The following is a 22,133-nucleotide window of genomic DNA, read 5'->3' as shown; positions in this document are numbered from 1 at the left end:
CGTTAAGCCCAATATTGAGCCAAGGTACAAATTAGCATTCTCGCCGCATTTTCTAAAGTTAAAAAAATATAACTTAACAATTTTTTACGGCTCAACACATCAAGCTTATTGATGACATTGGTGTCAAACCGGCTTAATCGGTGCTGGCGCATATTATAAGGCGCACGCTAGCGATTGCGACTATGAATTATGTGTTATTGCACGCAAATTAATCAAATAGGCAGTTTTCAAAGCTTTTAACTAACAATTCCAGCCCTTTTTGGTCATCTTCATCAAAACGATCGAAGATTGGACTGTCAATATCGAGTACAGCAACCACTTTTCCATTTGCACGAACTGGCACAACAATTTCAGAATTACTGGCAGAATCGCAGGCTATGTGTCCATCAAACTGGTGCACATCCGCAACACGTTGCGTCTGATTTGTGTATGCGGCAGTCCCACAAACGCCTTTCCCTAAGGGAATACGGGTACAAGCTACCTTACCTTGGAACGGGCCTAAAACTAATTGCTCGCCACGCATCACATAAAATCCAACCCAGTTAAGTTCGGTTAAATTGTCATTGAGTAATGCGGAAAAGTTTGCCATTGCCGCCACTAAATCATCTTCACCTTCCAGCAAAGCTAAAGCTTGACGATTTAGTGACTCATAAAATTTAGATTTCATTATATTTCCTAACCATATTTATTCTGTCACTTCAGCCTTTTTCGCTGCTTTCTTGGTTGTCGTTGAATTCGTTGGCGTACTATTAACCTGAACGGCACCTTTAAGCAAGTTCGTCAGCTCATCTTTATTGTTGGCAAAATAGAATGCGAGCCGTTCGCTCAGACTTTCATCAATGCCTAATTCCGCTTTTTGAATGAAGGGGATCAGGTTATCGGCGATATCGAGCATCTTATCGTAGGCATCGGCCTCCTTTTTCGATGTGAATGTCATCTTTTCAACCCCTTCTCTTACCACGACAAACTGTGTAATAACTGCCATGACTGCCCTCGCACTGTTTTTATATACAGTAAGCAGAATGACATAGATTGAACTTGTGATGCAAGTGTTCTGATTAATCTGGTATTATCAATCGGCTTTGGTTAACGAGATAAGCGAGTTTTTCTAACGTCCTAGTGTTCGACAATACATCCTGATTGGTGAACACGTATTCTTAGTCATTTTGGGGCTAATTAAATATTTTTATATGCATGAAAATACTGTAGAAAACTCTGTAACCCTTTGTCGTTCCTGCGACTTGGTTATTCGAAAACGCGCCTTACCCTCAGGCGTTAGAGCCCTATGTCCGCGCTGTAGCACAGCGCTTTATGACACACCATATTGCTCCGTAAATGGCATGTTGGCCCTATGTATTACTGCATTAGTATTTTATTTTCCTGCTAATTTTTTGCCTGTGCTTGAGATCCATTTCCTCGGCAGCGTGCGTACTACTACCGTATTTCAAGGTGCATTTGCAGTATTTAACCAAGGGTATTGGGTTGTAGGTTTAGCCGTATTAGCTGCCGCCGTACTAGGCCCAGGGTTACTAATTTTATCAATACTGGCGCAAATATTGATCGTGAAATGGGGACTTTCAATTCCCTTTTGGCGTGATAGTTTAAAGCAATTATTGAAATTTCAAGGCCTACTCTCTCAACTGACAATGCTAGAAATCTACGTGATTAGTTTTTTAGTTTCATCATTTCAATTATCTGACTTTTCAGACATTTACTTTGGAATGGGCACATTTTGCTTCACAATGCTGTTTCTCGTGACCTTATTTCTGCAACGGGAATACGATCTAGAGCATATGTGGACCCTATTGGATGGTCATCACTAGTATGAAACAACAAGGTAAGGATATTGGCCTTTGTCTATGCCGTGTATGCCAACAACTCAACACTACTGGTCGCACTCACTGCCTGCGCTGTGAGACTGAGCTAAAGGTTCGTGATTATGGTAGCTTGCAAAAAAGTTGGGCGTTACTTATCACTGCCGCAATCTTATTGGTACCCGCCAACCTTTACCCGATCACTATATTGACTAATCAGGGACAAGTGCGCCACGATACGATTTTTTCAGGCATCGTCCATTTAGTGCACTCGGATATGATCCCCATCGCCATTATCGTGTTTATCGCCAGTATATTAGTGCCTTGGGTAAAAATCATTGGACTATCAATTTACCTGTGCGCGATCAGTTTTAATCTTCCCATTTCAAAAAAGAAGTTAATGGTGGGATTTCATGTTATTGAGTGGATTGGCCGTTGGTCTATGCTTGATTTGTTCGTTATTTCACTCACTGTTGCGCTCGTTAATATGGGGCAACTATTAGACGCAAAACCCGCGCCTGCGGCCACAGCATTTGCATTGGTTATTTTGTTAACTCAGCTCGCTGCAAAAATATTAGACACTCGTTTACTCTGGGATCGATTGGAAAATCAAGATGACACAAATTGAATCGCCAAAAGTTGTGAAGAAAAAGCTCTTTTCGCCCATTTGGCTGCTCCCTATTGTCGCGTTGGCATTAGGTGCTTGGCTGGGCATTAAGAGCATTAAAGAATCGGGTGTTGAAATTGAAATTCACTTTCCGAGCGCCACGGGGATTGATGTAGGTAAAACCTTAGTCAAATACCAAGGCCTTACTGTCGGTAAAGTAAAAGACATTGGTATAGATGAAGCTCTCAAGGGCGTGAATGTCAAGGTGGTAATGGATTACCGCGCTAAACCATTCTTAAATAACGAAACCTTGTTCTGGTTAGTCACGCCTAAAGCCAGTATCACTGGGGTTGAAGGTTTAGATGCGCTGTTTTCAGGTAACTACATCGGTATTCAGCCTGGAAAAGGTAATCCGTCAACCTTCTTTGAGGCCGAGCGACAAGCACCTCCAATGCAAATAGGTACTGAAGGCGTAATGATTGAACTAACATCAGATAAACTCGGTTCACTGGATGTGGGTTCACCTATTTTCTTTCGCCAAATTCCAGTAGGAAGCGTGGTTAGCTATCGATTAGCAGGTAACACTAATGTCGTTATCAGTGCCTTCATTCAAGAGCAATATGCACAATTAGTGAAGAAAAACTCCCTATTTTGGAATGTCTCAGGCGTTAAAGTTGATGCATCACTCACGGGCATCAAGGTCAGCTCTGAAAGCTTAGCTTCTATCCTTGCAGGCGGCGTCACTTTTAGCTCAGATGATAATGCTCCTAAAGCGCAAAATGGGGATAGATTCTCACTCTATGATTCAGAGGCTAACGCTATTGGCGGTATTGATATTAATCTAGCAATGGAGGATGGAAATGGTGTTGAGAAAGGCACTCGCATTATCTATCGCGGTATTCATGTTGGTACCATTGTCAGTAAGCAATTAACCACAAACGGCGTGACTGCAATTGCAAAGTTTGAATACCAATACACCCATTTATTGACTAATGATGGGGTATTTTGGTTAGAAGGGGCTGAAATCTCCCTTGCCGGCATAAAAAACCCAGGGCGTTTGCTCACTGGTAGCGTGATCAACTTTTTACCAGGTACAGATCCCCAAACAGTTACGCCGAGCAATTTTGTCCTGCAATCTAAAGCGCCTGATTTGCTGAAGTCGAAAAAACGTTTTTTAACCATCACCTCTACAGAAAATATGGGAATTGCTGCGGGTGCAGAGATCCGTTACAAGCAACTTCCTATTGGCACTGTACTAAGCGTTAAATTGACCCAAGATTTATCTGCAGTTGAATACCAACTCGAATTACAACCCGAGTTTGCAAGTCTAGTACGAAGTGATAGCTACTTTGTACCCGAATCCGCCCTCGCAATTGAAGCTTCACTTGACGGCGTATCAGTCAAGTCGAGGGATTTTACCACGCTCACCAAAGGAGCCGTCAGTCTTATCCTAGGTAAGAGTAAAACCCCTCTGGCAGCCAACACCAGCCTACCCTTATTTAGCTCAATCGATGCGGCAACCGCCTTTTTTGATCGCCAACATAAAGTTCATTTGACCTTAATAAGTCAAGATGGCGCCGATGTTAGCCAAGGTTCACCGATTTATTATAAAAAAATGCAAATTGGTATGGTCGAATCCATTAATTGGCAAAACAAAACTGAAGACTTTGCCATTAAACTCGCGATCGACAAACAGTTCCAACCCCTGCTGCAAAAACCTAAGGTGTTTTGGCGTAATAGCGCGATAGAAGTGAATGCGAGTCTTGCTGGTATCGATGTTGCTGTTGCGCCGTTGCAAGGTGCATTGAAAGGAAGTATCAGTTTAGGATTACTTGATAGCGTAAATATAAAGCCCAATAAAGCCTCTACAACCTTAAAACTCTATGAGAACAAACAACTTGCATTAGCACAGGCACAGCCTATCCGACTCACTTTGCCCGCTTCAGCCAAACTTGACGCTAAAGCAGCCATCCGCTACCAAGGCCATCAAGTAGGCGAAGTCTCACAGGTCAAACTCAATGCTGACCTAAATACATTAACGGCCACAGCTTACCTCTATGGAGAATATGCCGATCATTTCAGTCGAAGTGATTCTGAATACCACTTAGTGGATGCGCAGATTTCCCTCATTGGGATCAAAGCGCCAGAAACCCTGATCACAGGCCCGTATATCGGTGTACTACCGGGTAAAAGCAGCCAAACAGCAGCCCACTTTATTGCCAACGTTGTCGCCAGCAGTTACGCCAATGTGCCCGAAGATGCACTTAAGTTCACCCTAGAAGATGCCAATTTGGGTTCGATGAAAGTGGGAACGCCGATCTTCTTCCGAGGGATTAAAATCGGTCAAATCGACGGTTATAGCCTATCAACACAGGGCAACAGCGTGCTGATGCAAGCCCATATTGAATCCCAGTATAGCCATTTAGTGAATCAAAGCAGCCAATTCTGGGATGCTTCAGGTATCAAAGTGGATGTGGGAATATTCTCTGGTGCAAAAATTGAAGCGGGTTCGCTAGAAACCTTACTGGCGGGAGGGATCAACGTGGCAACAAAGGCAACAACCCAAGACAGCAATCGACTCGCCAATGGCACCATAATTACATTGCAGCATAAGGTTCAAAATGAATGGCAGGAATGGGCTCCAATTCAGTAGCCCGTTTATTATCACTGTTTGAACTCACTAACACAAAAATCAGGCGTATTATGCGCCTGATTTTCTTATCCCTTTACATACCCCATAAAACTAACCATAAAACCAATAGCACACCGCAATGGCAGCGCTAATTCCCGCAAAATCGGCACTTAAACCACAGGCTAAGGCATGGCGGCCATGGCGAATACCCACTGAACCAAAGTACACGGCTAAAACATAAAATGTAGTTTCGGTACTGCCCTGAAAAATCGCCGCTAATCGGCCCGCAAAAGAATCGACCCCGTGGTGTTCCATTGTCTCTAACATCATAGCTCTGGCACCTGAACCACTAAAAGGTTTCATCAATGCCGTCGGCATGGCATCCACAAAGCGAGTATCAAAACCTAATATCTGCACACCACTGGTAATTAAGTGTAATAGATAGTCCAAAGCGCCAGATGCGCGCAATAAGCCTATCGCTAATAGCATGGCGAGCAAATAAGGGATCAGCTGGATAGATTGGGCAAATCCCGCCTTGGCACCTTCGATAAACTCATCATAAACCGCCACTTTGCGGATCCCTGCAACAATCACAAAGGTAAAAACGAGTAACAGCAGTACACCATTACCCATTGCAGTCGATACTGACCCTATCGCCTCGGCACTTAAGGTCATAAGATAAAAACCGCTCGCCACTAAACCCGAAAGCATCAACGCCCCATAACCAAGCACAACTGAGTTAAACAACGAAATCCGCTGTACTAATGCCACAATGAGCAACCCAGCCAGTGTCGATGCAGATGTTGCCAATAAAATCGGCAGGAAAATATCCGCAGGCGCTGCCGCCCCCTGTTGGGCGCGATAAAGAAATACCGTTACAGGCACTAAGGTAACTGAGGAAGTATTCAGCACTAAAAATAAAATTTGCGCATTAGTTGCCACGGTTTTTAGCGGATTTAAACTTTGCAAATCCTGCATCGCTTTTAACCCCAGTGGCGTGGCGGCATTATCCAGACCAAAGATATTCGCAGTTAAATTCATGGTAATACTGCCAAAGGCGGGATGCCCCTTGGGCACTTCTGGCATCAAACGACGCAACAGTGGCTCAAACACAAAGGCGATAGCACCGACAACGCCAGCCTTTTCCCCCACCTGCATTAATCCCATCCACAGGGAAAGTACACCAATCAGACCTAGGGATATTTCTGCGGCGAGTTTCGCACTTGCAAATAATGCTTCGACTGATGTGGAAAGCACATCGGTATGTCCATTGAATAGCTGCACCGCTATTGCAAGCAGTGCCGTGATAAAAAAAACTAACCACACGCGATTTAGCACGCCAATCCCCTCATTTTCTTGTTTTTATTCTATTAGCTTACAGCAATTGAGTACTAGCCCTACGCGACTCAATACAATATCAATGAAATAGTCAGAGTATAAACATCAAACCACAATAGCGACTTAGGCACTCGGGAGAAAATCTCAGACCCAATAAGGGATTATGATATACTCGCGCCAGTTGATACACAGTCTATTTTCCTATGGTTCAATGAAATCAATGGTTCAATTAAATCAAAATTTTATCAATACAATAACCCAAGAACTGCCCGCCCATTTATCTATGGACGATTTTATCGCCGCCTGTGCTCGTCCGCTTAGGCGTTCAATTAGGGTCAACACTTTAAAGATCAGCAGCGATGATTTTAAAACCCTGATGCAACCTAAGGGCTGGACATTCGAACCGATCCCTTGGTGTAAAGATGGTTTTTGGATAAGTTACGATGAAGAAGAACAGCTCGGGAACGCTTTGGAGCATATTCAGGGTCTCTTCTATATTCAAGAAGCCAGTTCAATGTTACCACCAACAGCTCTATTTACGCCCAATAGTAACTGGCAATGCGTACTCGATCTTGCCTCTGCTCCTGGTTCAAAAACCACTCAAATAGCCGCACTCATGTGCAATACAGGTTTACTGATCGCCAATGAGTACTCGGCAAGTCGTGTTAAAGTGCTGCACGCGAATGTACTGCGCATGGGAGCAAGTCATTGTGCACTCACCCACTTTGATGGCCGTGTTTTTGGTGAATATTTGTATGAAAGTTTTGATGCAGTCTTAATCGATGCGCCCTGTGGCGGCGAAGGCACAGTCCGTAAAGACGCCGATGCCCTAAAAAATTGGTGCCTCGATGATGTGCAGGCCATTGCAGAAACTCAAAAGGCCTTAATCCAATCGGCCTTTTTGGCACTAAAGCCCGGTGGCAGTTTAGTGTATTCCACCTGCACCTTAAATCGCCTCGAAAACCAAGGCGTTTGCGAGTATTTAAAGCAAGTCTACGGCGATGCGGTACAATTTGAATCCTTAAGCACCTTATTCGATGGTGCAGAAAAAGCGACAACAACCGAAGGTTTCTTGCATGTCTGGCCACAGATTTACGACAGTGAAGGTTTTTTTGTTGCTAAATTAACTAAAACAGCCTCGGTACCGCGTCTACAGCCTGAGCCTAAACTGCAGAAAAACTTTCCCTTTACGCCCGCCACAACTCAGCAAGCCCAAGGGATAAAAGACTATTTCCAGCAGGATTTAGGGATAAACTTGCCCGATGATCTCCTTATGGTGCGTGATGATGAGTTTTGGTTGTTTCCACAGGAGTTTAAGGATTTTATCGGCCGTATGCGTTTTCAGCGCATTGGCATAAAACTCGCTGATAACAGTAAACACGGCTTTAAAGTCCGCCATGAAGCCATTATTGCACTCGCAGGGAAAGGACTCAGTCCAATGGCTAAGACTATCGATCTTAGCGATGTTGAAGCCAAAGAGTATTTAATGGGGCGGGATATCTCACTTAAGATTGCAATGAAGGCCCAAGGTGAAGTCATCGTCAGTTATGGCGGCGCGCCATTAGGCATGGCGAAACATTTAGGCAATAGGTTAAAAAATAATCTACCCAGAGACTTAGTGAAAGATAAAGTATTACTGCTGCCAGAACAGACAAAATCGTTATAGTTATGCTGTTTTTTAGCAAAAAACAACCTAAAAAAGGGGAATGAGAACAGAGCTCTAGGGCAAAAGCTCAACTACACTGAGTCTATTGTAAAGCGCGCTGTATGGCGCTTTCACCTGTAGCGCACGGCTCTTCAACGAGCCATTTCCCTAGGCCCAAACAGCTAGAATCGTTTTGGGCCTTTTTTTATGGCTTTGAGAAAAATAGTACTGTTAAAAACTAAATCGTGGCTCCCAATAGTTAATTCCTAAGCCAATATCAAACACAGCGCAAAGAGTCTGCTTATTAAAATTCACTGTGGATGATAGTCGCATGAGTAAGAACGCTTACTTAGCGCCCAACCAAACGCGCTGCATCTTTGAACAGAGTAAAAAAGTTATTGCTGGTATATTCAGCCAAGTCCTCATAACGCTCGCCCCTTAGCTCAGCAACAAACTCGGCAACATCGCGTACATAGGCGGGCTGATTCTCTTGGCCTCGGTGTGGAATGGGCGCTAAATAGGGCGAATCAGTTTCAACTAATAGGCGATCCTGAGGTACTTTACGGATCACGCTTCTTAGTTCTCCGGCATTTTTAAAGGTCACTATGCCAGATACGGAAATATAAAACCCAAGATCAATCGCCGCTTTAGCCATCTCCCAATTTTCGGTAAAGCAATGCAACACGCCACCGACTTTATCCGCACCGCCCTGCTTTAGCATATTGATCGTGTCTTCACGTGCATCACGGGTATGGACGATCAAAGGTTTATTCACGTCCACCGCAAGGGTGATCTGCTGCTCAAAACATTGCTGTTGCAGCAGTTTTGTTTCATCGGCATAAAAATAATCTAAACCCGTTTCACCAATCGCAACGACTTTAGGATCGGTGGCAAAATGGCGTATTTGCCCAACATCTAACCCTTCTTTGACATCTAAGGGATGTACCCCTGATGACAAAAATACCTGTTCAAAGGCTGCCATTTTGTCACGCATCGATTCAAACCCTTGCTGGCGTACGTTAACGCACAACATATAGTCAACACCACGAGCCTTAGCGCTGGCAAGAATATGTTCGAGAGTGGGTTGATCTGGCGCCGCCTTTAGGCGATCAAGATGACAATGTGAATCGATAAGCACAGGGATTTCCAAGCAGATAAATAAAAGGACGACAAGGATACCCATCCAAGGGATCGAGGTCAAATTCATAGGAAGTGAACACCACGCTAGCATTTAATCGTAAACACGCTACAGCACAGGTTAAATCATCAATTTTCTTAGCCTAATATAAGGCCGTTCTCGACACGTAAAATAAAGCCATTTGCCTGAATGCTACATAGTGCAAGTGAGATCACCAGAGGCAAGCTCACGGGAAAGTAATTTTTCAATATGGTGTTTATGACTGTCTGGCTCGGAGATGATCTTTATCCCAATTCCAGCAGGGCGACCACCGGAGGCGCCTAAAGGATTGATCCATACAACCACACCACGAAACTCGTTGGTCGTCGTTGCACCGGGCAAACGATAGGCAATAGTTAAAGGCTGGCCTAGATAATGGCTTTCACTGGTGGTAACAAACAGTCCTGCGGGCTTGATAAAAGGCATATAAGCACGATAGAGCTGATGTAAGGTGTCAAAATTAACAATAAGATCGACCATAGCATGTTACTTTTTTGTTATTTCTCTATATTCTAAGACATAACTTTGACATAAGCCCAAATAATTGACAGTCGGCATTGTGCTTAAGCTATGACACATTCCCATGATCTTTGCCGCCAAGTTCCCTACTTGCGCCTGAATAAACGCATCTTGGTGACTGTTCTTCAATAAAATTTGTCGCAGTAGTAGATATAAAACCTTAAGTGCATCAATTATTTGCTGTTCATTCACTGTTAATAAACTAGCACACAGATGACCAGACGACAAACTTTGCGCCCAATCTTTGCGAAACTGAAGCAGGGATTGATAGCGGCTCGATTGTGTACCATCTGTTAGCAAACTCTCGGCCAATTTTAATGGTCCGCCAACCACGCTTAAGCACCAAGTCACATCCTCTTGAATATGACAATGCTGAGCTAACCAAGTTTTGATCAGCGCTTTATTGGGCGCCACAAAAGGAATGCGTTGGCAGCGACTACTGATGGTAGCCATTAAACGTGCCGGAGTATCCGACTGTAATATTAACAGCGTGTCCTTGCCCGGCTCTTCAAGGGTTTTAAGCAGTGCATTAGCCGATGCAGAGTTAAGGCGCTCACTGTGATGAATAATCGCCACACGGCGACCACTTTGCTGGGCGGTTGCCGTGAGACGCACGCACAGTTCACGAATTTGATCGACCTTAATTTGATTACCATCGGCTTCTATTTGGTAAAAGTCTGGATGATTGCCCGCAGCGAATAACTGGCACGACTTACAGAAACCGCATGCTCCCGTAGAATTAGGCTCTGAACACATGGCTGCTCGGGCCATAAACACACTAAATAGCTCACCACCGAACGCAGAATCGATGCCAACGAGTTGGGCATGGGGGATTTTCTGGCATTGCAATTGTGCTAAAAATGCTTGCCTTGCCCCTTCGAGCCAAGGCAATTGTTCCGCTGTAAAGTCGGACTCGGCTACCATGCCATTGCCTGTAGTATGGCTAAAATATCTTTATGAACTTCAGCCATGGTTTGGCTTGCATCTATGACCATAATACTGTCGTCTTCGCTGGCAAGCTTTAGATAAGTTGCGCGAGCACGTTCAAAAAACTCAATCGCTTGCTGCTCAATTCTGTCGAGTTCACCACGCTTGGCAGCACGAAGTAGACCAAGCTTGGGGTCTAAATCTAAATATAAAGTGAGGTCGGGCTTAAAGCCTTTTAGGGTCGCGGTACTCACGGCCTCCACTAAGGGCATTAAACCTCGTCCACCACCTTGGTAAGCAAGGGATGATAGATTGTGTCTATCACCCAATACCCATTGTCCTTGCGCAAGTGCAGGTTTAATCACATTAGCGACCAACTGAGCTCTGGCAGCATAAATGAGCAAGCACTCGGACTCATCGCACAAAGGATCACTCGGATCGGCAATTTTTACTAAATCACGGATCCGTTCAGCAAGTGGTGTACCACCTGGCTCGCGGGTACAAATGGGTGCTTGCCCTGTGTGCTTCTCAATAAAATCCCGAATAAGGGTAATTGCACTCGATTTACCAGCGCCTTCTAAACCTTCAATTACGATGAACTTTGCAAAAACTGACATTTGATTTTCTTTCTCTGCATTCTTACTCTGGTGATTTTTCTGGCGTTGCCGGTTTTTTCTTACGCTGATATACGTCTACAGCGTGGTTGTGTTCTTCTAATGTGGTTGAGAACACATGGGTGCCATCATTACGCGATACAAAATATAAGTAGCTCACAGTAGCAGGCTTTGACACTGCCGCAAGGGATGCTTTACTCGGTGCTGCAATAGGTGTTGGCGGCAAGCCAAAAATCCGATAGGTGTTAAACGGCGTATCCTCAACTAAGTCTTTACGGGTAATATTGCCCTTAAAGCGTTCACCCATACCATAAATGACAGTGGGATCCGTTTGCAAACGCATACCTAGGTTAAGACGATTGATAAACACACCTGCTATTTGTTCGCGCTCATGGGCTTGACCCGTTTCCTTTTCCACAATTGAGGCTAAAATCAGCATTTCATAGGGTGATTTTAGCGGTAAATTCGGCGCACGCTCAGCCCATGCTTTGGCAAGCTCCTGTTCCATCATTTTATAGCTTTGTGTTAGCAAAATTTTTGCATCCGCTTCCGCGGTGTAATGGTAGGTATCGGGGAAGAATTTACCTTCAGGCAAAGTAGAATCATCCCCCTGCTCTGTTAATACCGCAGTAAATACTTTGGGAGCCAATTGCAAATGTGGTGCGCTTGCCAGTTGCTGTTCCCACTCAACAATAGTCTTGCCTTCAACTAAGGTGATGCTGAAGATTTTTACTTTACCAGCCACTAAGTCATTGAGTAAGTCAGTCACCGTTTGTGAGGGCGACATTTCATAAAGACCAGTACGAATTCTGGCCAACTCAGGACGAAACTTGAGTAATAACTTAAGTTTCCAAGTGTCCTGAATGACACCGTCATCAGCGAGTTGCTGTGCAAGTTGGTTAACGCTCGTGCCCCGGGCAATGGTCAGCTCTTTAGGCTCAACAAGGCTCAGCGGTGTTTGGCTATAGTCGACAATGGTTTGGTAACCCCAGTAAGCAACTAAACAGGCTAATGTCAGTAAGGTAAGTAGGGTTGAACTGGCAATCAGGATCAGTTTTTTCATAGTGTTAGTGAAAGTGTCTGTCTAAGGTTGGCGGTTATAGGAGCACGCGTGAACTTAAGCGAATCTATCGCCAATATGTCCACTACGCCTAGAATGCTGTTAGTGATAAATGCCGAGTCAAACTCCACTAAACGCTCAGCACCAAATGGCAAACATTGAATATTAATCTGTTGTTCAAGCAAGGTTTGAATAACCTGCTCACGCATCACGCCCGACACACCACATTGAGCTAAAGATGGCGTAATAACCTCATTGCCTTTGACAAAAAAGATATTTGCCATCGAAGATTCAATCACCCTAGCCTCAGCATCTAGGACTAACCAATCGTCGAAGTCACTCGGTAAAAGCTGAGCTTTAATCAGTACTTGTTCAAGACGATTAAGGTGTTTAATCCCTGCCAATAATGGCTGTATACCTAGGCGAACAGGGGATGTTTTAAGGCTGATACCGTTTTTTTGCCAATGTGCATAATGGCTAGGAATCGGATGCACAGAGACCACTTCAGTAACATTAACAGCTTGTGGTGGTGTATAACCTCTCCCACCAACACCTCTTGAAACCAAAAGTTTAATACAGTGATGGGGATACTGTCTGGCCAAATCCTCAAGTTGCTGACAAAGCGCACTACCCATGCGCCATTCAAAACCGAGTCTTGCGGCGCCATCGGTTAATCGTGATTGATGTGCATTAAAAAACAAAATACCGTCATGGCTCGTTCGCATAGTTGCAAACAGACCATCACCGTAGGCAAGTCCCCGATCCGAAGGATCGATACTCCCCTGCGATACACCATTCACCCAAATCACGGGTATTAGTCCTGACTGATACGGCTAGCCACCGCTTCTTGTTGATCTTTATACTTGGCATTTTTACGGGTGTTATAGGGACGGGCAACAGGACCACTTAAACGCTCAAAATTCAGCGCACCTATGGTCATACGCGGACGCAGGGCCAAGGGTAATTTGCCACTATTATAGAACTCGAGGACAATCTTACCCTGCCAACCCGGATCGATACGGTGGGCAGTGACATGCACCATTAAGCCTAAACGGGCTAGTGATGAGCGGCCATCGAGCCAACCGACTATATCGGCGGGCAGAGTCACACTCTCATAGGTCACGGCTAGGGCCAATTCACCAGGATGCAAGAAAAATGCTTCTCCATCAGGGATTTCGATAATCTCACTCATCACCCGATCAAGCGCCGTCTGCATCTCAACGCTTGGCCCACTCAAGTCGATAAAAGGTGCGGTATGATCTTTAAAGACACGAAATTGTCCACCTAGACGCACATCAACACTCACACCAGAAATGGCATCAATACTAGGACGAGGTTCTATTACGATTGTGCCATTATCAAGGGCCTGTTCAATTTCGATATCAGTTAAGCGCATCTTACCTATTACTCCCTGAGTTTTTATGTCGTTATTTTGCCAATAAGTGCTGAATACGTGTTTTTAAAATATCGGTCGCGATACGATTTTTACCGCCGCGAGGCACGATAATATCGGCGTATTGTTTAGATGGTTCAATAAACTGTAAGAACATCGGACGCACGGTTTTTTTGTACTGTGAAATAACAGATTCCATAGTACGACCACGTTCTGCCACATCACGAGTTAAACGGCGTAGGAAACAAATGTCCAGCGGCGTGTCCATAAACACGCTCGCGTCCATCAGTTCACGTAATTTAGGATCGGTCAGCAATAAAATACCTTCTAAAATGATCACCTTTTTGGGTGTCATTTTCACCGTGTCAGCCGTGCGAGTATGTTCTGTATAGCTATAACAAGGGATATCTACAGCTTCACCAGACTTTAATAACTGTAAATGAGTACATAACAGTTGATGATCTAGCGCTTTTGGATGGTCGTAGTTGGTTAATACCCGCTCATCCATGGATAAATGACTCTGATCGCGATAATACGCATCTTCATTAATTACCCCAATTTGATCTGTGCCTAAATCGCGACGTAACTCGTCAAAAATCGTTTTGGCAATCAAACTTTTGCCCGATGCTGACGCGCCAGCAATTGCAATAATGACACACTGCTGAGAATTCATACCCTTAAACCTTACTCATCATCTGATACGCTAATAGAAACTGTTTTTTGACTCTGCTTAAGGGCTAACTCTGCGCCCACTTTACGGGCAATTTCCCGATAAAGGCCCGCGACTTCACTGTCAGGATCGGCAACCACAGTTGGAGCACCCATATCCATTGCTTCACGAATATTGATGTGCAGTGGCAGGGCGCCTAATAAAGGAACCTGATATTGCTCGGCCATTTTACTGCCGCCGTGCGTACCAAAAGGATGTTCTTTGTGACCGCACTCGGGGCACAAATGGAAACTCATATTCTCAACAATACCCAATACCGGAATATTCACTTTCTGGAACATAGTGATGCCTTTCTTGGCATCGGCCAGCGCGATATCTTGGGGTGTAGTCACAATAACGGCGCCACTGACGGGCACTTTTTGCGATAGTGTGAGTTGAATATCCCCGGTACCTGGCGGCATATCGATCACTAAGTAATCTAGCTCAGGCCATTGAGTTTCATTCAGCAGCTGCGCTAACGCGCCCGCGGCCATAGGTCCACGCCACACCGCGGCTTCATCGCCACTGAGCATAAAACCAATTGACTGGGCAGCAATCCCATGGGCACTTGCGGCCGTCATATGCTTACCATCAGGCGATACTGGTCTGAAATTTGGAATACCTAACATTAACGGTACTGACGGGCCATAAATATCGGCGTCGAGGATCCCTACCTGTGCACCTTCGGCCGCAAGTGCTAAGGCCAAGTTTACTGCTGTAGTCGATTTACCCACGCCACCCTTGCCAGATGCTATGGCAATGACTTGCTTCACATTAGCGATAGGCGCAATAGATGATAATGCAGAATAGACCTTAGGTTGAAAATCGATTTCGCACTCGACTTCATCAATGGCATCGAGTACTGCAAGTTTGTTGGTCAGTGCCATGACAGTATCGCGGTACTGTGTCATACAAGGATATGGATAGACTAAGCCAAGCTGCAAACGCTTACCTTCTATCGCTAATTTATTAACGCATCCTGCGCTGACTAACCCTTTGGACAAATACGGGTCGATAAATGCATCGAGAATGGCCAGAACTGGCCCGAGAAGATCGTCATTTAGACGATAATCAGTCTGAGTTGAAGACAAAAGAATTACCCCCACCAATAAATTTGCCCAAGTGTACCAGATAATGCTGAAAACATTAGTGCAGAATTAGCTCAATCGGCTCACGTTTTGATGAAAATCATCCTGTAATCGGTTAGTATCTCTACCAATATTTTTGGCCCACCACGATATTTGAGACAAGATGGCAACTTCACAACGTAAAATTCTCGTGACCAGCGCACTTCCCTATGCAAACGGACCGATCCATTTAGGTCACATGTTGGAATACATCCAAACGGATATCTGGTCACGCTATCAAAAACTTCGTGGACATGAGTGCCACTACATTTGTGCCGATGATGCCCATGGCACCCCCATCATGCTCAAAGCGCAGCAATTAGGCATAGCGCCAGAAGACATGATTGCCCAAGTGAACAAAGAACATCAGCAGGATTTTGCCGATTTCAATATCGCCTTCGATAACTATCACAGCACCCACAGCGATGAAAACCGCGTACTGGCGAGTGATATTTATCTCAAGCTACGTGCGAATGGCTATATCAAGAGCAAGAGTATTTCTCAGTTGTTCGATCCTGAGAAATCTATGTTCCTGCCCGATCGCTTCGTCAAAGGTACTTGCCCTAAGTGTAAATCTCCCGACCAATACGGCGATAACTGTGATGCCTGTGGCGCAACGTATAGCCCAACGGAGCTAATCAATCCAAAATCGGCGGTATCTGGCGCAACCCCAGTGATGAAAGACACTGAGCACTTTTTCTTCGATCTGCCCGCCTTCGAAGGCATGCTAAAAGAGTGGACTCGCTCTGGTGCCCTGCAAGTCGAAATGGCCAATAAACTCGACGAATGGTTCGAGCAAGGATTGCAGCAGTGGGATATCACCCGTGATGCCCCCTATTTTGGTTTTGAAATTCCCGATGCGCCTGGCAAGTATTTCTACGTTTGGCTAGATGCACCTATCGGTTATATGGGTTCGTTCAAAAACCTCTGTGACAAACGCCCAGAGCTGAGCTTCGATGAATTTTGGGCGAAGGATTCTAAGGCCGAAGTGTATCACTTCATCGGTAAAGACATCGTTTACTTCCACAGTTTGTTCTGGCCCGCCATGCTGCACGGCTCAGGCTATCGCCAACCAAACAGCGTCTATGCCCACGGCTATGTGACTGTCAATGGCGCGAAAATGTCGAAATCCAAAGGCACTTTCATCAAGGCGCGTACCTATTTAGATCATTTAGATCCTGAATATCTACGTTACTACTACGCCGCAAAACTCAGCAGCCGTATCGACGATTTAGACTTGAATCTGGAAGATTTCGCCCAGCGCGTTAACTCAGACTTAGTCGGTAAACTGGTGAATTTAGCTTCACGCACCGCAGGTTTTATCACTAAACGTTTCGATGGCAAGCTAGCGAAAATTAACGACTCCACACTGACTGAGGCGTTTTTAGCCAAACAAGAGGTGATTGCCGAATTTTACGAATCCCGCGAATACGGCAAAGCGATGCGCGAAATCATGGCGCTGGCGGATATTGCCAACGGTTTTGTGGCCGATGCAGCGCCTTGGCAAATGGTAAAACACGATGATCAACAGGAAGCGGCCCATCAAGTGTGTTCAAACGCCTTGAATCTGTTCCGTATTCTAGTGACTTATCTAAAACCTGTATTGCCACGTTTAGCCCAAGATGTGGAAGCTTTCTTCCAACTACCACTCACTTGGGATGCGTTGAATCAAGATTTAGCCGGTCATCAAATCGCGCCATTCAAAGCCATGATGCAACGGGTTGAACTGGATAAAGTCAATGCTATGGTCGCCGACTCCAAGGATAACCTGCAAGTCACAGCAGATGCGCCAAAAACTGCAACGGCCGAAAAAACCGCTGAAGCTTCTGCTGTCAACGGTGAACCGCTGGTCAGCGATCCTATCAGTGAGATCATCAATTTTGATGATTTCGCTAAAATCGACCTGCGGATCGCTCGCATCGTTAAAGCCGAGCATGTTGCAGACGCAGACAAATTACTGAAGCTACAACTCGATATCGGTGGCGAAACGCGTCAAGTCTTTGCTGGCATCAAATCGGCCTATTCGCCAGAGGATCTCGAAGGTAAGTTGACTGTGATGGTCGCTAACCTAGCGCCGCGTAAAATGCGTTTTGGCATGTCAGAAGGCATGGTTTTGGCCGCTGGCCCTGGTGGCAGTGACCTGTGGATTTTAGAACCCCATGAAGGCGCACTGCCGGGTATGCGTGTTAAATAATCCGCACTAGATGACGCTCGAAAAGTAAGGCCGCATTCAGTGCGGCCTTATTTATTAGTACGTCGTTTTCCCTTATCTTTTAAGGAACTGAGTTTAAGGGCTTAAGTTTAAGAGACTGGGTTAATCCACTCATTTGTATCGACAAGACATTTGCTGCGGTGCGACATTCACACCCGTGATAAGTCTAAAATCGCCACGGTTTTAGGCTAATAATAATTCGAGGAGAGGTTATGGAAAATATCATTGAGCAGTTGCTGTTTTCTGCCTCGATTACGGGTCCAATCTGTTTGATGTTAGCACTCGGTGTGATCCTAAAACGCACCCATGTCATCAACGAAAACTTTATTGATGTCACATCAAAATTAGTCTTTAACGTAACACTGCCAGCGTTGCTTTTTCTCAGCATCATCAGCTCCAATCACGATCTCGCTTCCAGTGCACCCTTGATTGGCTATGGTTTAGCAGCCAATCTCGTGTTTTTTATACTTTCCACCTATGCAACTCAGCGGCTATTTCCCAACCACAAGGACCAAGGTGTGATCATTCAAGGGGGATTTAGAGCCAATACCGCCATCATAGGTTTAGCTTATGTCTCCAACGCCTACGGCAGCTCGGGAGTTGCATTAGCTGCGGTATATGTCGCCTCGATGACACTGCTCTACAATATCCAAGCCGTTATTTGCCTAAGCCCTAAAAGTGAAGGATCCAGCCGTCGCGCATTTGGCGTGATTATCAAAACCATCACCAAAAATCCGCTGATCATTGCCATTATTGTCGGCATGCTGTTCTATTTCCTCTCCATTCCGGTGCCGAAAATGGTGCTCGACGCTGGCCAATATTTTGCCAATATGACCCTGCCATTAGCCCTACTGTGTACTGGCGGTTCGCTCGATATTGGTTCACTAAAACACGAAAAGTACTCAACTTGGTTCTCTACCGCATTGAAACTGATCTTTGCCCCGCTTTTTATCACTCTGGGGGCCTTGCTGTTTGGCTACCGTGGGGTTGAGTTAGCACTGGTGTTCTTAATGAGTTCAGCACCCACCGCAGCCGCAAGCTATGTGATGGCACGCGCTATGGGTGGCAATGCGCCCCTTGCAGCCAATATTATCGCCCTAACCACCGTCTGCTCGCTGATCACTTGCACCTTAGGCATCTTTATACTGTCCACTTTGGGGCTGATTTAGACCCATAGCAGGTTGAACAAACGCTCCTCCAGAGGAGCTAGTTTTGAGTGATAATGAAAAGGCGAGCCATGCTCGCCTTTCATTTAGGGATAAAACGGCAAAATACCATAAGCCGCCTTAGGAGATGGGTTAGACCGGGTTTGCGATATCCACAAAATGATGCACTAAATCAAATTCACGGGCGAGATGACGGCCCAAGGCTTCAATTCCAAAACGCTCAGTAGCATGGTGCCCCGCCGCATAATAATGTATGCCCTGCTCCACTGCGCTATGGAAAGTACGTTCGGATACTTCACCACTGATAAACGCATCCACACCAAAACTTGCCGCCACATCAATATAGTCCTGCGCGCCACCGGTACACCAAGCTAAATGTTGGATCTTGGCATCGCTATCACCAATATGCAGTGGCGCTCTGCCTAGGACATTCTCAAGGGTATTAGCAAATTCGCTGGCACTGATGGGAAGATCGAGTTTTCCACGCCACAGTAGCCCCTGAGCCACCTCTTCGATGGCTTCTGCGTCGACGAGCCCAAGCTGTCTACCCAAAGTGGCGTTATTACCGAGCATAGGATGGGCATCTAAAGGTAAATGGTAACCAAACAAGCTAATATCATGGGCAAGCAGCGCCTTAATCCGGCGTTGTTTCATCCCAGTTATCACTTCAGGCTCATTCTTCCAAAAAAAACCATGATGCACCAAAATCGCATCGGCGTTTAATCGAATCGCTTCATCGATCAAAGCTTGGCAAGCCGTGACACCCGTGACTATGGTGCGGATCTCATCCTTGCCTTCTACCTGTAATCCGTTGGGCGCGTAATCCTTAAATGCGGCTACCCGTAAAAAGTCCGCTAAATATTGACTCAATTCTGTCCGTGTCATGTCATCACCACATGCATTAATTGTTAAAGATGATTGTCTTAACCTACATGGCTAAGTCAATTCGAACACCACCTTGAAGGTACACAACTCGCACTCGATCACCCGCATTAAATACCATTCCAGGATCGTAATCTTGGATAACCATAACTTGGGTGCCATCTTCTTGATTGATCATCAGTTCCACCAGCTTCAACGATTGCACACTAGTACCACTGCCATAACGGTTACCAATACCGCCACCAATCAATGCACCTAGAATCGTTGCCACATTTTGACCAGAACCACCGCCAAACTGATGGCCAATCACCCCTCCCGCTAAGGCGCCACCAAAGGTTTTCCAACCTTGATTGCGGTCTTCGATAAGCTGGGTTTCAGTGATATTACGCACTGAGGTGATATCACCATAGAGGACTTTCTCCACCGGGACGGCTTGATTGCGGTCGTAGGCTGCATTGGCAGGAGTTAAGATAAAGGCAAAAATAAACATAAAGCTTGCTAGAGTAGGTTTCCACATATCCGAATTTCCGCTAACTTAGTAGAAGGGTTTATTACTGAATCATACGCAATTGTGAAGTCACTGTCTTTTCTGAATCACGAATTTGAAGCTTTTCCTTCACCCGAACTCGCCTTAACCGATCCCAATGGGTTACTGGCGATAGGTGGAGACTTACGTCCAGAACGTTTACTGACCGCTTATTATAACGGAATTTTTCCTTGGTTTAATGCTGATGATCCTATTCTTTGGTGGTCACCCGATCCCCGCGCGATATTTGTGCCCGGTAAAGTTCATATCAGTACAAGCCTACGTAAATATCTAAAAAAACAACCATGGTGTTTCACCATCAATCATGCCTTTGCCTATGTTATTGATGGTTGCGCTCAGCCGCGCCAAAAGCAAGATGGCACTTGGATAACCCATGATATTCAAATGGCTTACCGTGAGTTACACCAAAATGGTCATGCACATTCTATCGAAGTATGGGAAGGTGAGCATTTAATTGGGGGGCTGTATGGTTTAGCCATAGGGCAAGTGTTTTGTGGTGAATCGATGTTTCACCGCCAAACCAATGCCTCAAAAGCAGCAATAGTGGTATTGCAGCAACACTTAGTAAAAATGGGCTTTAAACTGATTGATGCTCAAGTAATGAATCCACATTTAGAAAGCCTAGGAGCACAAGCGATTAAACGTATTAACTTTATTGAATTACTGACCCAATTTAGGGATAAAAAAGTACATCCAGATGCTTGGATACCCTGTGAGGTCACCCTTGAACTCTAACGCAGCTAAAACACCGATAGCTATCGGTATCAGCCAGATTTTCCCCTGTAGCTACCTCGAAGACCAGCAGGAACAATTGCTAGTTATCCAAGAGGATACACTCGATACCATTTTATTCGAACGTTTATTAGCCATTGGTTTTCGCCGCAGTGGCAGTGCCATTTATAAACCTCGTTGTCCAAGGTGCAATGCATGCCAACCAATCCGTTTGCCCGTTCGGGAGTTTATGCCATCCAAACGACAAAAGCGTACATTGGCTAATAATCGCGATTTAACTTGGCGCATCACATCTGGTCACACCGATGAGCAATACACACTTTATGAGCGCTATATTCGTCAACGGCACTTTGATGGCCCCATGTTTCCTCCAAGTAAGGAACAATATGAGCAGTTCTTATTTTGCCATTGGTTACCCCCCACTTTTATCGAAGTCTATGCTGGCAATAAACTTATCGCGGTTGCTGTGACTGACACATTACCGAACAGCCTCTCAGCCATTTACAGTTATTTTGATCCAGATGAAGAACATCGTTCACTCGGCGTACTGCTAATTTTAATTCAATGCCGACTTGCAAAATTACAAGGGAAAGAATTCCTTTATCTCGGATATCAAATAGATGCAAACCGCAAAATGTCTTATAAGCGTTTATATCGCCCTTATCAAATTTTAACCCCCCAAGGGTGGGAGTATTCCAAAGTTTGCTAAGTACTTCCCCTTTACAGCAAGATGAATTTGGGGCATGATACGCCCGTTTTTTATATTCGAAGGCTAATGGGATTATTAATTAATGGCGAAAGAAGACAACATTGAAATGCAAGGTACTATCCTTGAAACCTTGCCAAACACAATGTTTCGTGTAGAGCTTGAAAATGGTCATGTGGTGATAGCCCACATTTCAGGCAAAATGCGCAAAAACTACATCCGGATCCTGACTGGCGATAAAGTTACCGTCCAGTTGACTCCTTATGATCTGACCAAAGGTCGTATTGTCTTCCGCGCACGCTGATATAGCCTCATAAATTTAAAAA

General features: G+C 45.1%; 23 protein-coding genes. 9 read left to right on the top strand and 14 right to left on the bottom strand.

Translation table 11 applies throughout. The features are described 5' to 3' along the window. Positions 1-208: 208 nt before the first annotated feature. Both msrC and L2744_RS06900 read right to left on the bottom strand, forming a co-directional pair. Positions 209-667 (bottom strand): free L-methionine (R)-S-oxide reductase MsrC, encoded by a 459-nt coding sequence (gene msrC, locus L2744_RS06905; RefSeq protein ID WP_248991224.1) that lies wholly within the window; start codon positions 665-667, stop codon positions 209-211. Positions 668-685: 18 nt separating this feature from the next. Then, the gene (locus tag L2744_RS06900) at positions 686-985 is read right to left on the bottom strand and encodes a YebG family protein (RefSeq protein ID WP_115014497.1); all 300 of its coding nucleotides are present in this window, start codon (positions 983-985) and stop codon (positions 686-688) included. Between the two features lie 205 nt (positions 986-1,190). Here L2744_RS06900 and L2744_RS06895 point away from each other — a divergent pair, with 205 nt between their 5' ends. From L2744_RS06895 to L2744_RS06885, 3 genes are read left to right on the top strand one after another with little or no spacing between them, the layout of a single operon-like run. Continuing rightward, a complete protein-coding gene (locus L2744_RS06895) occupies positions 1,191-1,823 on the top strand; it encodes a paraquat-inducible protein A (protein WP_248991223.1) in 633 nt (210 codons plus the stop codon). Position 1,824: 1 nt separating this feature from the next. After that, complete coding sequence (locus tag L2744_RS06890; RefSeq protein ID WP_248991222.1) at positions 1,825-2,442, top strand: paraquat-inducible protein A; 618 nt, start codon at positions 1,825-1,827, stop codon at positions 2,440-2,442. Then, complete coding sequence (locus L2744_RS06885; protein WP_248991221.1) at positions 2,429-5,074, top strand: MlaD family protein; 2,646 nt, start codon at positions 2,429-2,431, stop codon at positions 5,072-5,074. Before L2744_RS06890 ends, L2744_RS06885 begins: the two co-directional genes overlap by 14 nt. A 90-nt stretch (positions 5,075-5,164) precedes the next feature. Here the strand turns inward: L2744_RS06885 and L2744_RS06880 are convergent, their stop codons facing one another. Further along, the gene (locus L2744_RS06880) at positions 5,165-6,391 is read right to left on the bottom strand and encodes a spore maturation protein (RefSeq protein WP_248991220.1); all 1,227 of its coding nucleotides are present in this window, start codon (positions 6,389-6,391) and stop codon (positions 5,165-5,167) included. A 220-nt stretch (positions 6,392-6,611) separates the two neighbouring features. Here L2744_RS06880 and rsmF point away from each other — a divergent pair, with 220 nt between their 5' ends. Next, on the top strand, positions 6,612-8,057 hold the full coding sequence (rsmF, locus tag L2744_RS06875) for a 16S rRNA (cytosine(1407)-C(5))-methyltransferase RsmF (RefSeq protein ID WP_248991249.1): 1,446 nt from the start codon (positions 6,612-6,614) through the stop codon (positions 8,055-8,057). A gap of 328 nt (positions 8,058-8,385) precedes the next feature. Here rsmF and L2744_RS06870 read toward each other — a convergent pair whose 3' ends face one another. The 9 genes from L2744_RS06870 to apbC form a co-directional block, all read right to left on the bottom strand. Further along, positions 8,386-9,174, bottom strand: coding sequence for a TatD family hydrolase (locus L2744_RS06870; RefSeq protein WP_248991248.1), 789 nt, complete (start codon positions 9,172-9,174; stop codon positions 8,386-8,388). Positions 9,175-9,366: 192 nt separating this feature from the next. After that, entirely contained in the window at positions 9,367-9,693 is a 327-nt protein-coding gene (locus L2744_RS06865; protein ID WP_248991219.1) for a PilZ domain-containing protein, read from the bottom strand. A 6-nt stretch (positions 9,694-9,699) separates the two neighbouring features. Then, positions 9,700-10,656, bottom strand: coding sequence for a DNA polymerase III subunit delta' (holB, locus tag L2744_RS06860; RefSeq protein ID WP_248991218.1), 957 nt, complete (start codon positions 10,654-10,656; stop codon positions 9,700-9,702). Continuing rightward, a complete protein-coding gene (gene tmk / locus L2744_RS06855) occupies positions 10,650-11,276 on the bottom strand; it encodes a dTMP kinase (RefSeq protein ID WP_248991217.1) in 627 nt (208 codons plus the stop codon). The genes holB and tmk overlap by 7 nt, the downstream gene beginning before the upstream one ends. 22 nt (positions 11,277-11,298) lie before the next feature. Continuing rightward, on the bottom strand, positions 11,299-12,336 hold the full coding sequence (gene mltG / locus L2744_RS06850; protein ID WP_248991216.1) for an endolytic transglycosylase MltG: 1,038 nt from the start codon (positions 12,334-12,336) through the stop codon (positions 11,299-11,301). Then, positions 12,333-13,142 (bottom strand): aminodeoxychorismate lyase, encoded by an 810-nt coding sequence (pabC, locus tag L2744_RS06845; RefSeq protein ID WP_248991215.1) that lies wholly within the window; start codon positions 13,140-13,142, stop codon positions 12,333-12,335. Before pabC ends, mltG begins: the two co-directional genes overlap by 4 nt. 5 nt (positions 13,143-13,147) lie before the next feature. After that, positions 13,148-13,729: a dCTP deaminase gene (gene dcd, locus L2744_RS06840; RefSeq protein ID WP_248991214.1), complete on the bottom strand. Its 582-nt coding sequence runs from the start codon at positions 13,727-13,729 to the stop codon at positions 13,148-13,150. 31 nt (positions 13,730-13,760) lie between these two features. After that, complete coding sequence (gene udk, locus L2744_RS06835) at positions 13,761-14,399, bottom strand: uridine kinase (RefSeq protein ID WP_248991213.1); 639 nt, start codon at positions 14,397-14,399, stop codon at positions 13,761-13,763. Positions 14,400-14,410: 11 nt separating this feature from the next. Beyond that, positions 14,411-15,526: an iron-sulfur cluster carrier protein ApbC gene (apbC, locus tag L2744_RS06830; protein ID WP_248991212.1), complete on the bottom strand. Its 1,116-nt coding sequence runs from the start codon at positions 15,524-15,526 to the stop codon at positions 14,411-14,413. A gap of 160 nt (positions 15,527-15,686) precedes the next feature. Between apbC and metG the strand changes: the two genes are divergently transcribed. Both metG and L2744_RS06820 read left to right on the top strand, forming a co-directional pair. Continuing rightward, positions 15,687-17,756 carry a methionine--tRNA ligase gene (gene metG, locus L2744_RS06825; RefSeq protein WP_248991211.1) on the top strand — a complete coding sequence of 690 codons (2,070 nt, stop codon included), beginning with the start codon at positions 15,687-15,689 and terminating at the stop codon, positions 17,754-17,756. Between the two features lie 230 nt (positions 17,757-17,986). Next, complete coding sequence (locus L2744_RS06820) at positions 17,987-18,943, top strand: AEC family transporter (RefSeq protein WP_248991210.1); 957 nt, start codon at positions 17,987-17,989, stop codon at positions 18,941-18,943. 129 nt (positions 18,944-19,072) lie between these two features. Here L2744_RS06820 and L2744_RS06815 read toward each other — a convergent pair whose 3' ends face one another. After that, positions 19,073-19,825 carry a Nif3-like dinuclear metal center hexameric protein gene (locus L2744_RS06815; protein ID WP_248991209.1) on the bottom strand — a complete coding sequence of 251 codons (753 nt, stop codon included), beginning with the start codon at positions 19,823-19,825 and terminating at the stop codon, positions 19,073-19,075. 43 nt (positions 19,826-19,868) lie between these two features. Further along, entirely contained in the window at positions 19,869-20,339 is a 471-nt protein-coding gene (locus L2744_RS06810) for an outer membrane lipoprotein (RefSeq protein ID WP_248991208.1), read from the bottom strand. Between the two features lie 54 nt (positions 20,340-20,393). Between L2744_RS06810 and aat the strand changes: the two genes are divergently transcribed. The 3 genes from aat to infA all read left to right on the top strand — a co-directional run bounded on the left by aat (position 20,394) and on the right by infA (position 22,111). Further along, positions 20,394-21,104, top strand: coding sequence for a leucyl/phenylalanyl-tRNA--protein transferase (gene aat, locus L2744_RS06805; protein ID WP_248991207.1), 711 nt, complete (start codon positions 20,394-20,396; stop codon positions 21,102-21,104). Then, entirely contained in the window at positions 21,094-21,810 is a 717-nt protein-coding gene (locus tag L2744_RS06800) for an arginyltransferase (protein WP_248991206.1), read from the top strand. The genes aat and L2744_RS06800 overlap by 11 nt, the downstream gene beginning before the upstream one ends. Positions 21,811-21,892: 82 nt before the next feature. Then, on the top strand, positions 21,893-22,111 hold the full coding sequence (gene infA / locus L2744_RS06795) for a translation initiation factor IF-1 (RefSeq protein ID WP_006081934.1): 219 nt from the start codon (positions 21,893-21,895) through the stop codon (positions 22,109-22,111). The last annotated feature ends 22 nt before the right edge of the window (positions 22,112-22,133 follow it).

The sequence above is a fragment of the Shewanella profunda genome, from assembly GCF_023283765.1.
In the GTDB taxonomy this organism is placed as follows: domain Bacteria; phylum Pseudomonadota; class Gammaproteobacteria; order Enterobacterales; family Shewanellaceae; genus Shewanella; species Shewanella profunda.
The sequence above is the reverse complement of the archived record's forward strand: the minus strand, read 5'-3'. Positions and strand labels throughout refer to the sequence as shown.

What these genes read in the sequence shown, in the direction of transcription:
- infA (WP_006081934.1), top strand. Translation starts at nt 21,893, where the DNA reads ATGGCGAAAGAAGACAACATTGAAATGCAAGGTACTATCCTTGAAACC.
- rsmF (WP_248991249.1), top strand. Translation starts at nt 6,612, where the DNA reads ATGGTTCAATTAAATCAAAATTTTATCAATACAATAACCCAAGAACTG.
- tmk (WP_248991217.1), bottom strand. Translation starts at nt 11,276, where the DNA reads ATGTCAGTTTTTGCAAAGTTCATCGTAATTGAAGGTTTAGAAGGCGCT.
- L2744_RS06900 (WP_115014497.1), bottom strand. Translation starts at nt 985, where the DNA reads ATGGCAGTTATTACACAGTTTGTCGTGGTAAGAGAAGGGGTTGAAAAG.
- L2744_RS06865 (WP_248991219.1), bottom strand. Translation starts at nt 9,693, where the DNA reads ATGGTCGATCTTATTGTTAATTTTGACACCTTACATCAGCTCTATCGT.
- metG (WP_248991211.1), top strand. Translation starts at nt 15,687, where the DNA reads ATGGCAACTTCACAACGTAAAATTCTCGTGACCAGCGCACTTCCCTAT.
- L2744_RS06820 (WP_248991210.1), top strand. Translation starts at nt 17,987, where the DNA reads ATGGAAAATATCATTGAGCAGTTGCTGTTTTCTGCCTCGATTACGGGT.
- L2744_RS06810 (WP_248991208.1), bottom strand. Translation starts at nt 20,339, where the DNA reads ATGTGGAAACCTACTCTAGCAAGCTTTATGTTTATTTTTGCCTTTATC.
- msrC (WP_248991224.1), bottom strand. Translation starts at nt 667, where the DNA reads ATGAAATCTAAATTTTATGAGTCACTAAATCGTCAAGCTTTAGCTTTG.
- L2744_RS06815 (WP_248991209.1), bottom strand. Translation starts at nt 19,825, where the DNA reads ATGACACGGACAGAATTGAGTCAATATTTAGCGGACTTTTTACGGGTA.
- dcd (WP_248991214.1), bottom strand. Translation starts at nt 13,729, where the DNA reads ATGCGCTTAACTGATATCGAAATTGAACAGGCCCTTGATAATGGCACA.
- holB (WP_248991218.1), bottom strand. Translation starts at nt 10,656, where the DNA reads ATGGTAGCCGAGTCCGACTTTACAGCGGAACAATTGCCTTGGCTCGAA.
- L2744_RS06890 (WP_248991222.1), top strand. Translation starts at nt 1,825, where the DNA reads ATGAAACAACAAGGTAAGGATATTGGCCTTTGTCTATGCCGTGTATGC.
- L2744_RS06885 (WP_248991221.1), top strand. Translation starts at nt 2,429, where the DNA reads ATGACACAAATTGAATCGCCAAAAGTTGTGAAGAAAAAGCTCTTTTCG.
- L2744_RS06895 (WP_248991223.1), top strand. Translation starts at nt 1,191, where the DNA reads ATGCATGAAAATACTGTAGAAAACTCTGTAACCCTTTGTCGTTCCTGC.
- mltG (WP_248991216.1), bottom strand. Translation starts at nt 12,336, where the DNA reads ATGAAAAAACTGATCCTGATTGCCAGTTCAACCCTACTTACCTTACTG.
- udk (WP_248991213.1), bottom strand. Translation starts at nt 14,399, where the DNA reads ATGAATTCTCAGCAGTGTGTCATTATTGCAATTGCTGGCGCGTCAGCA.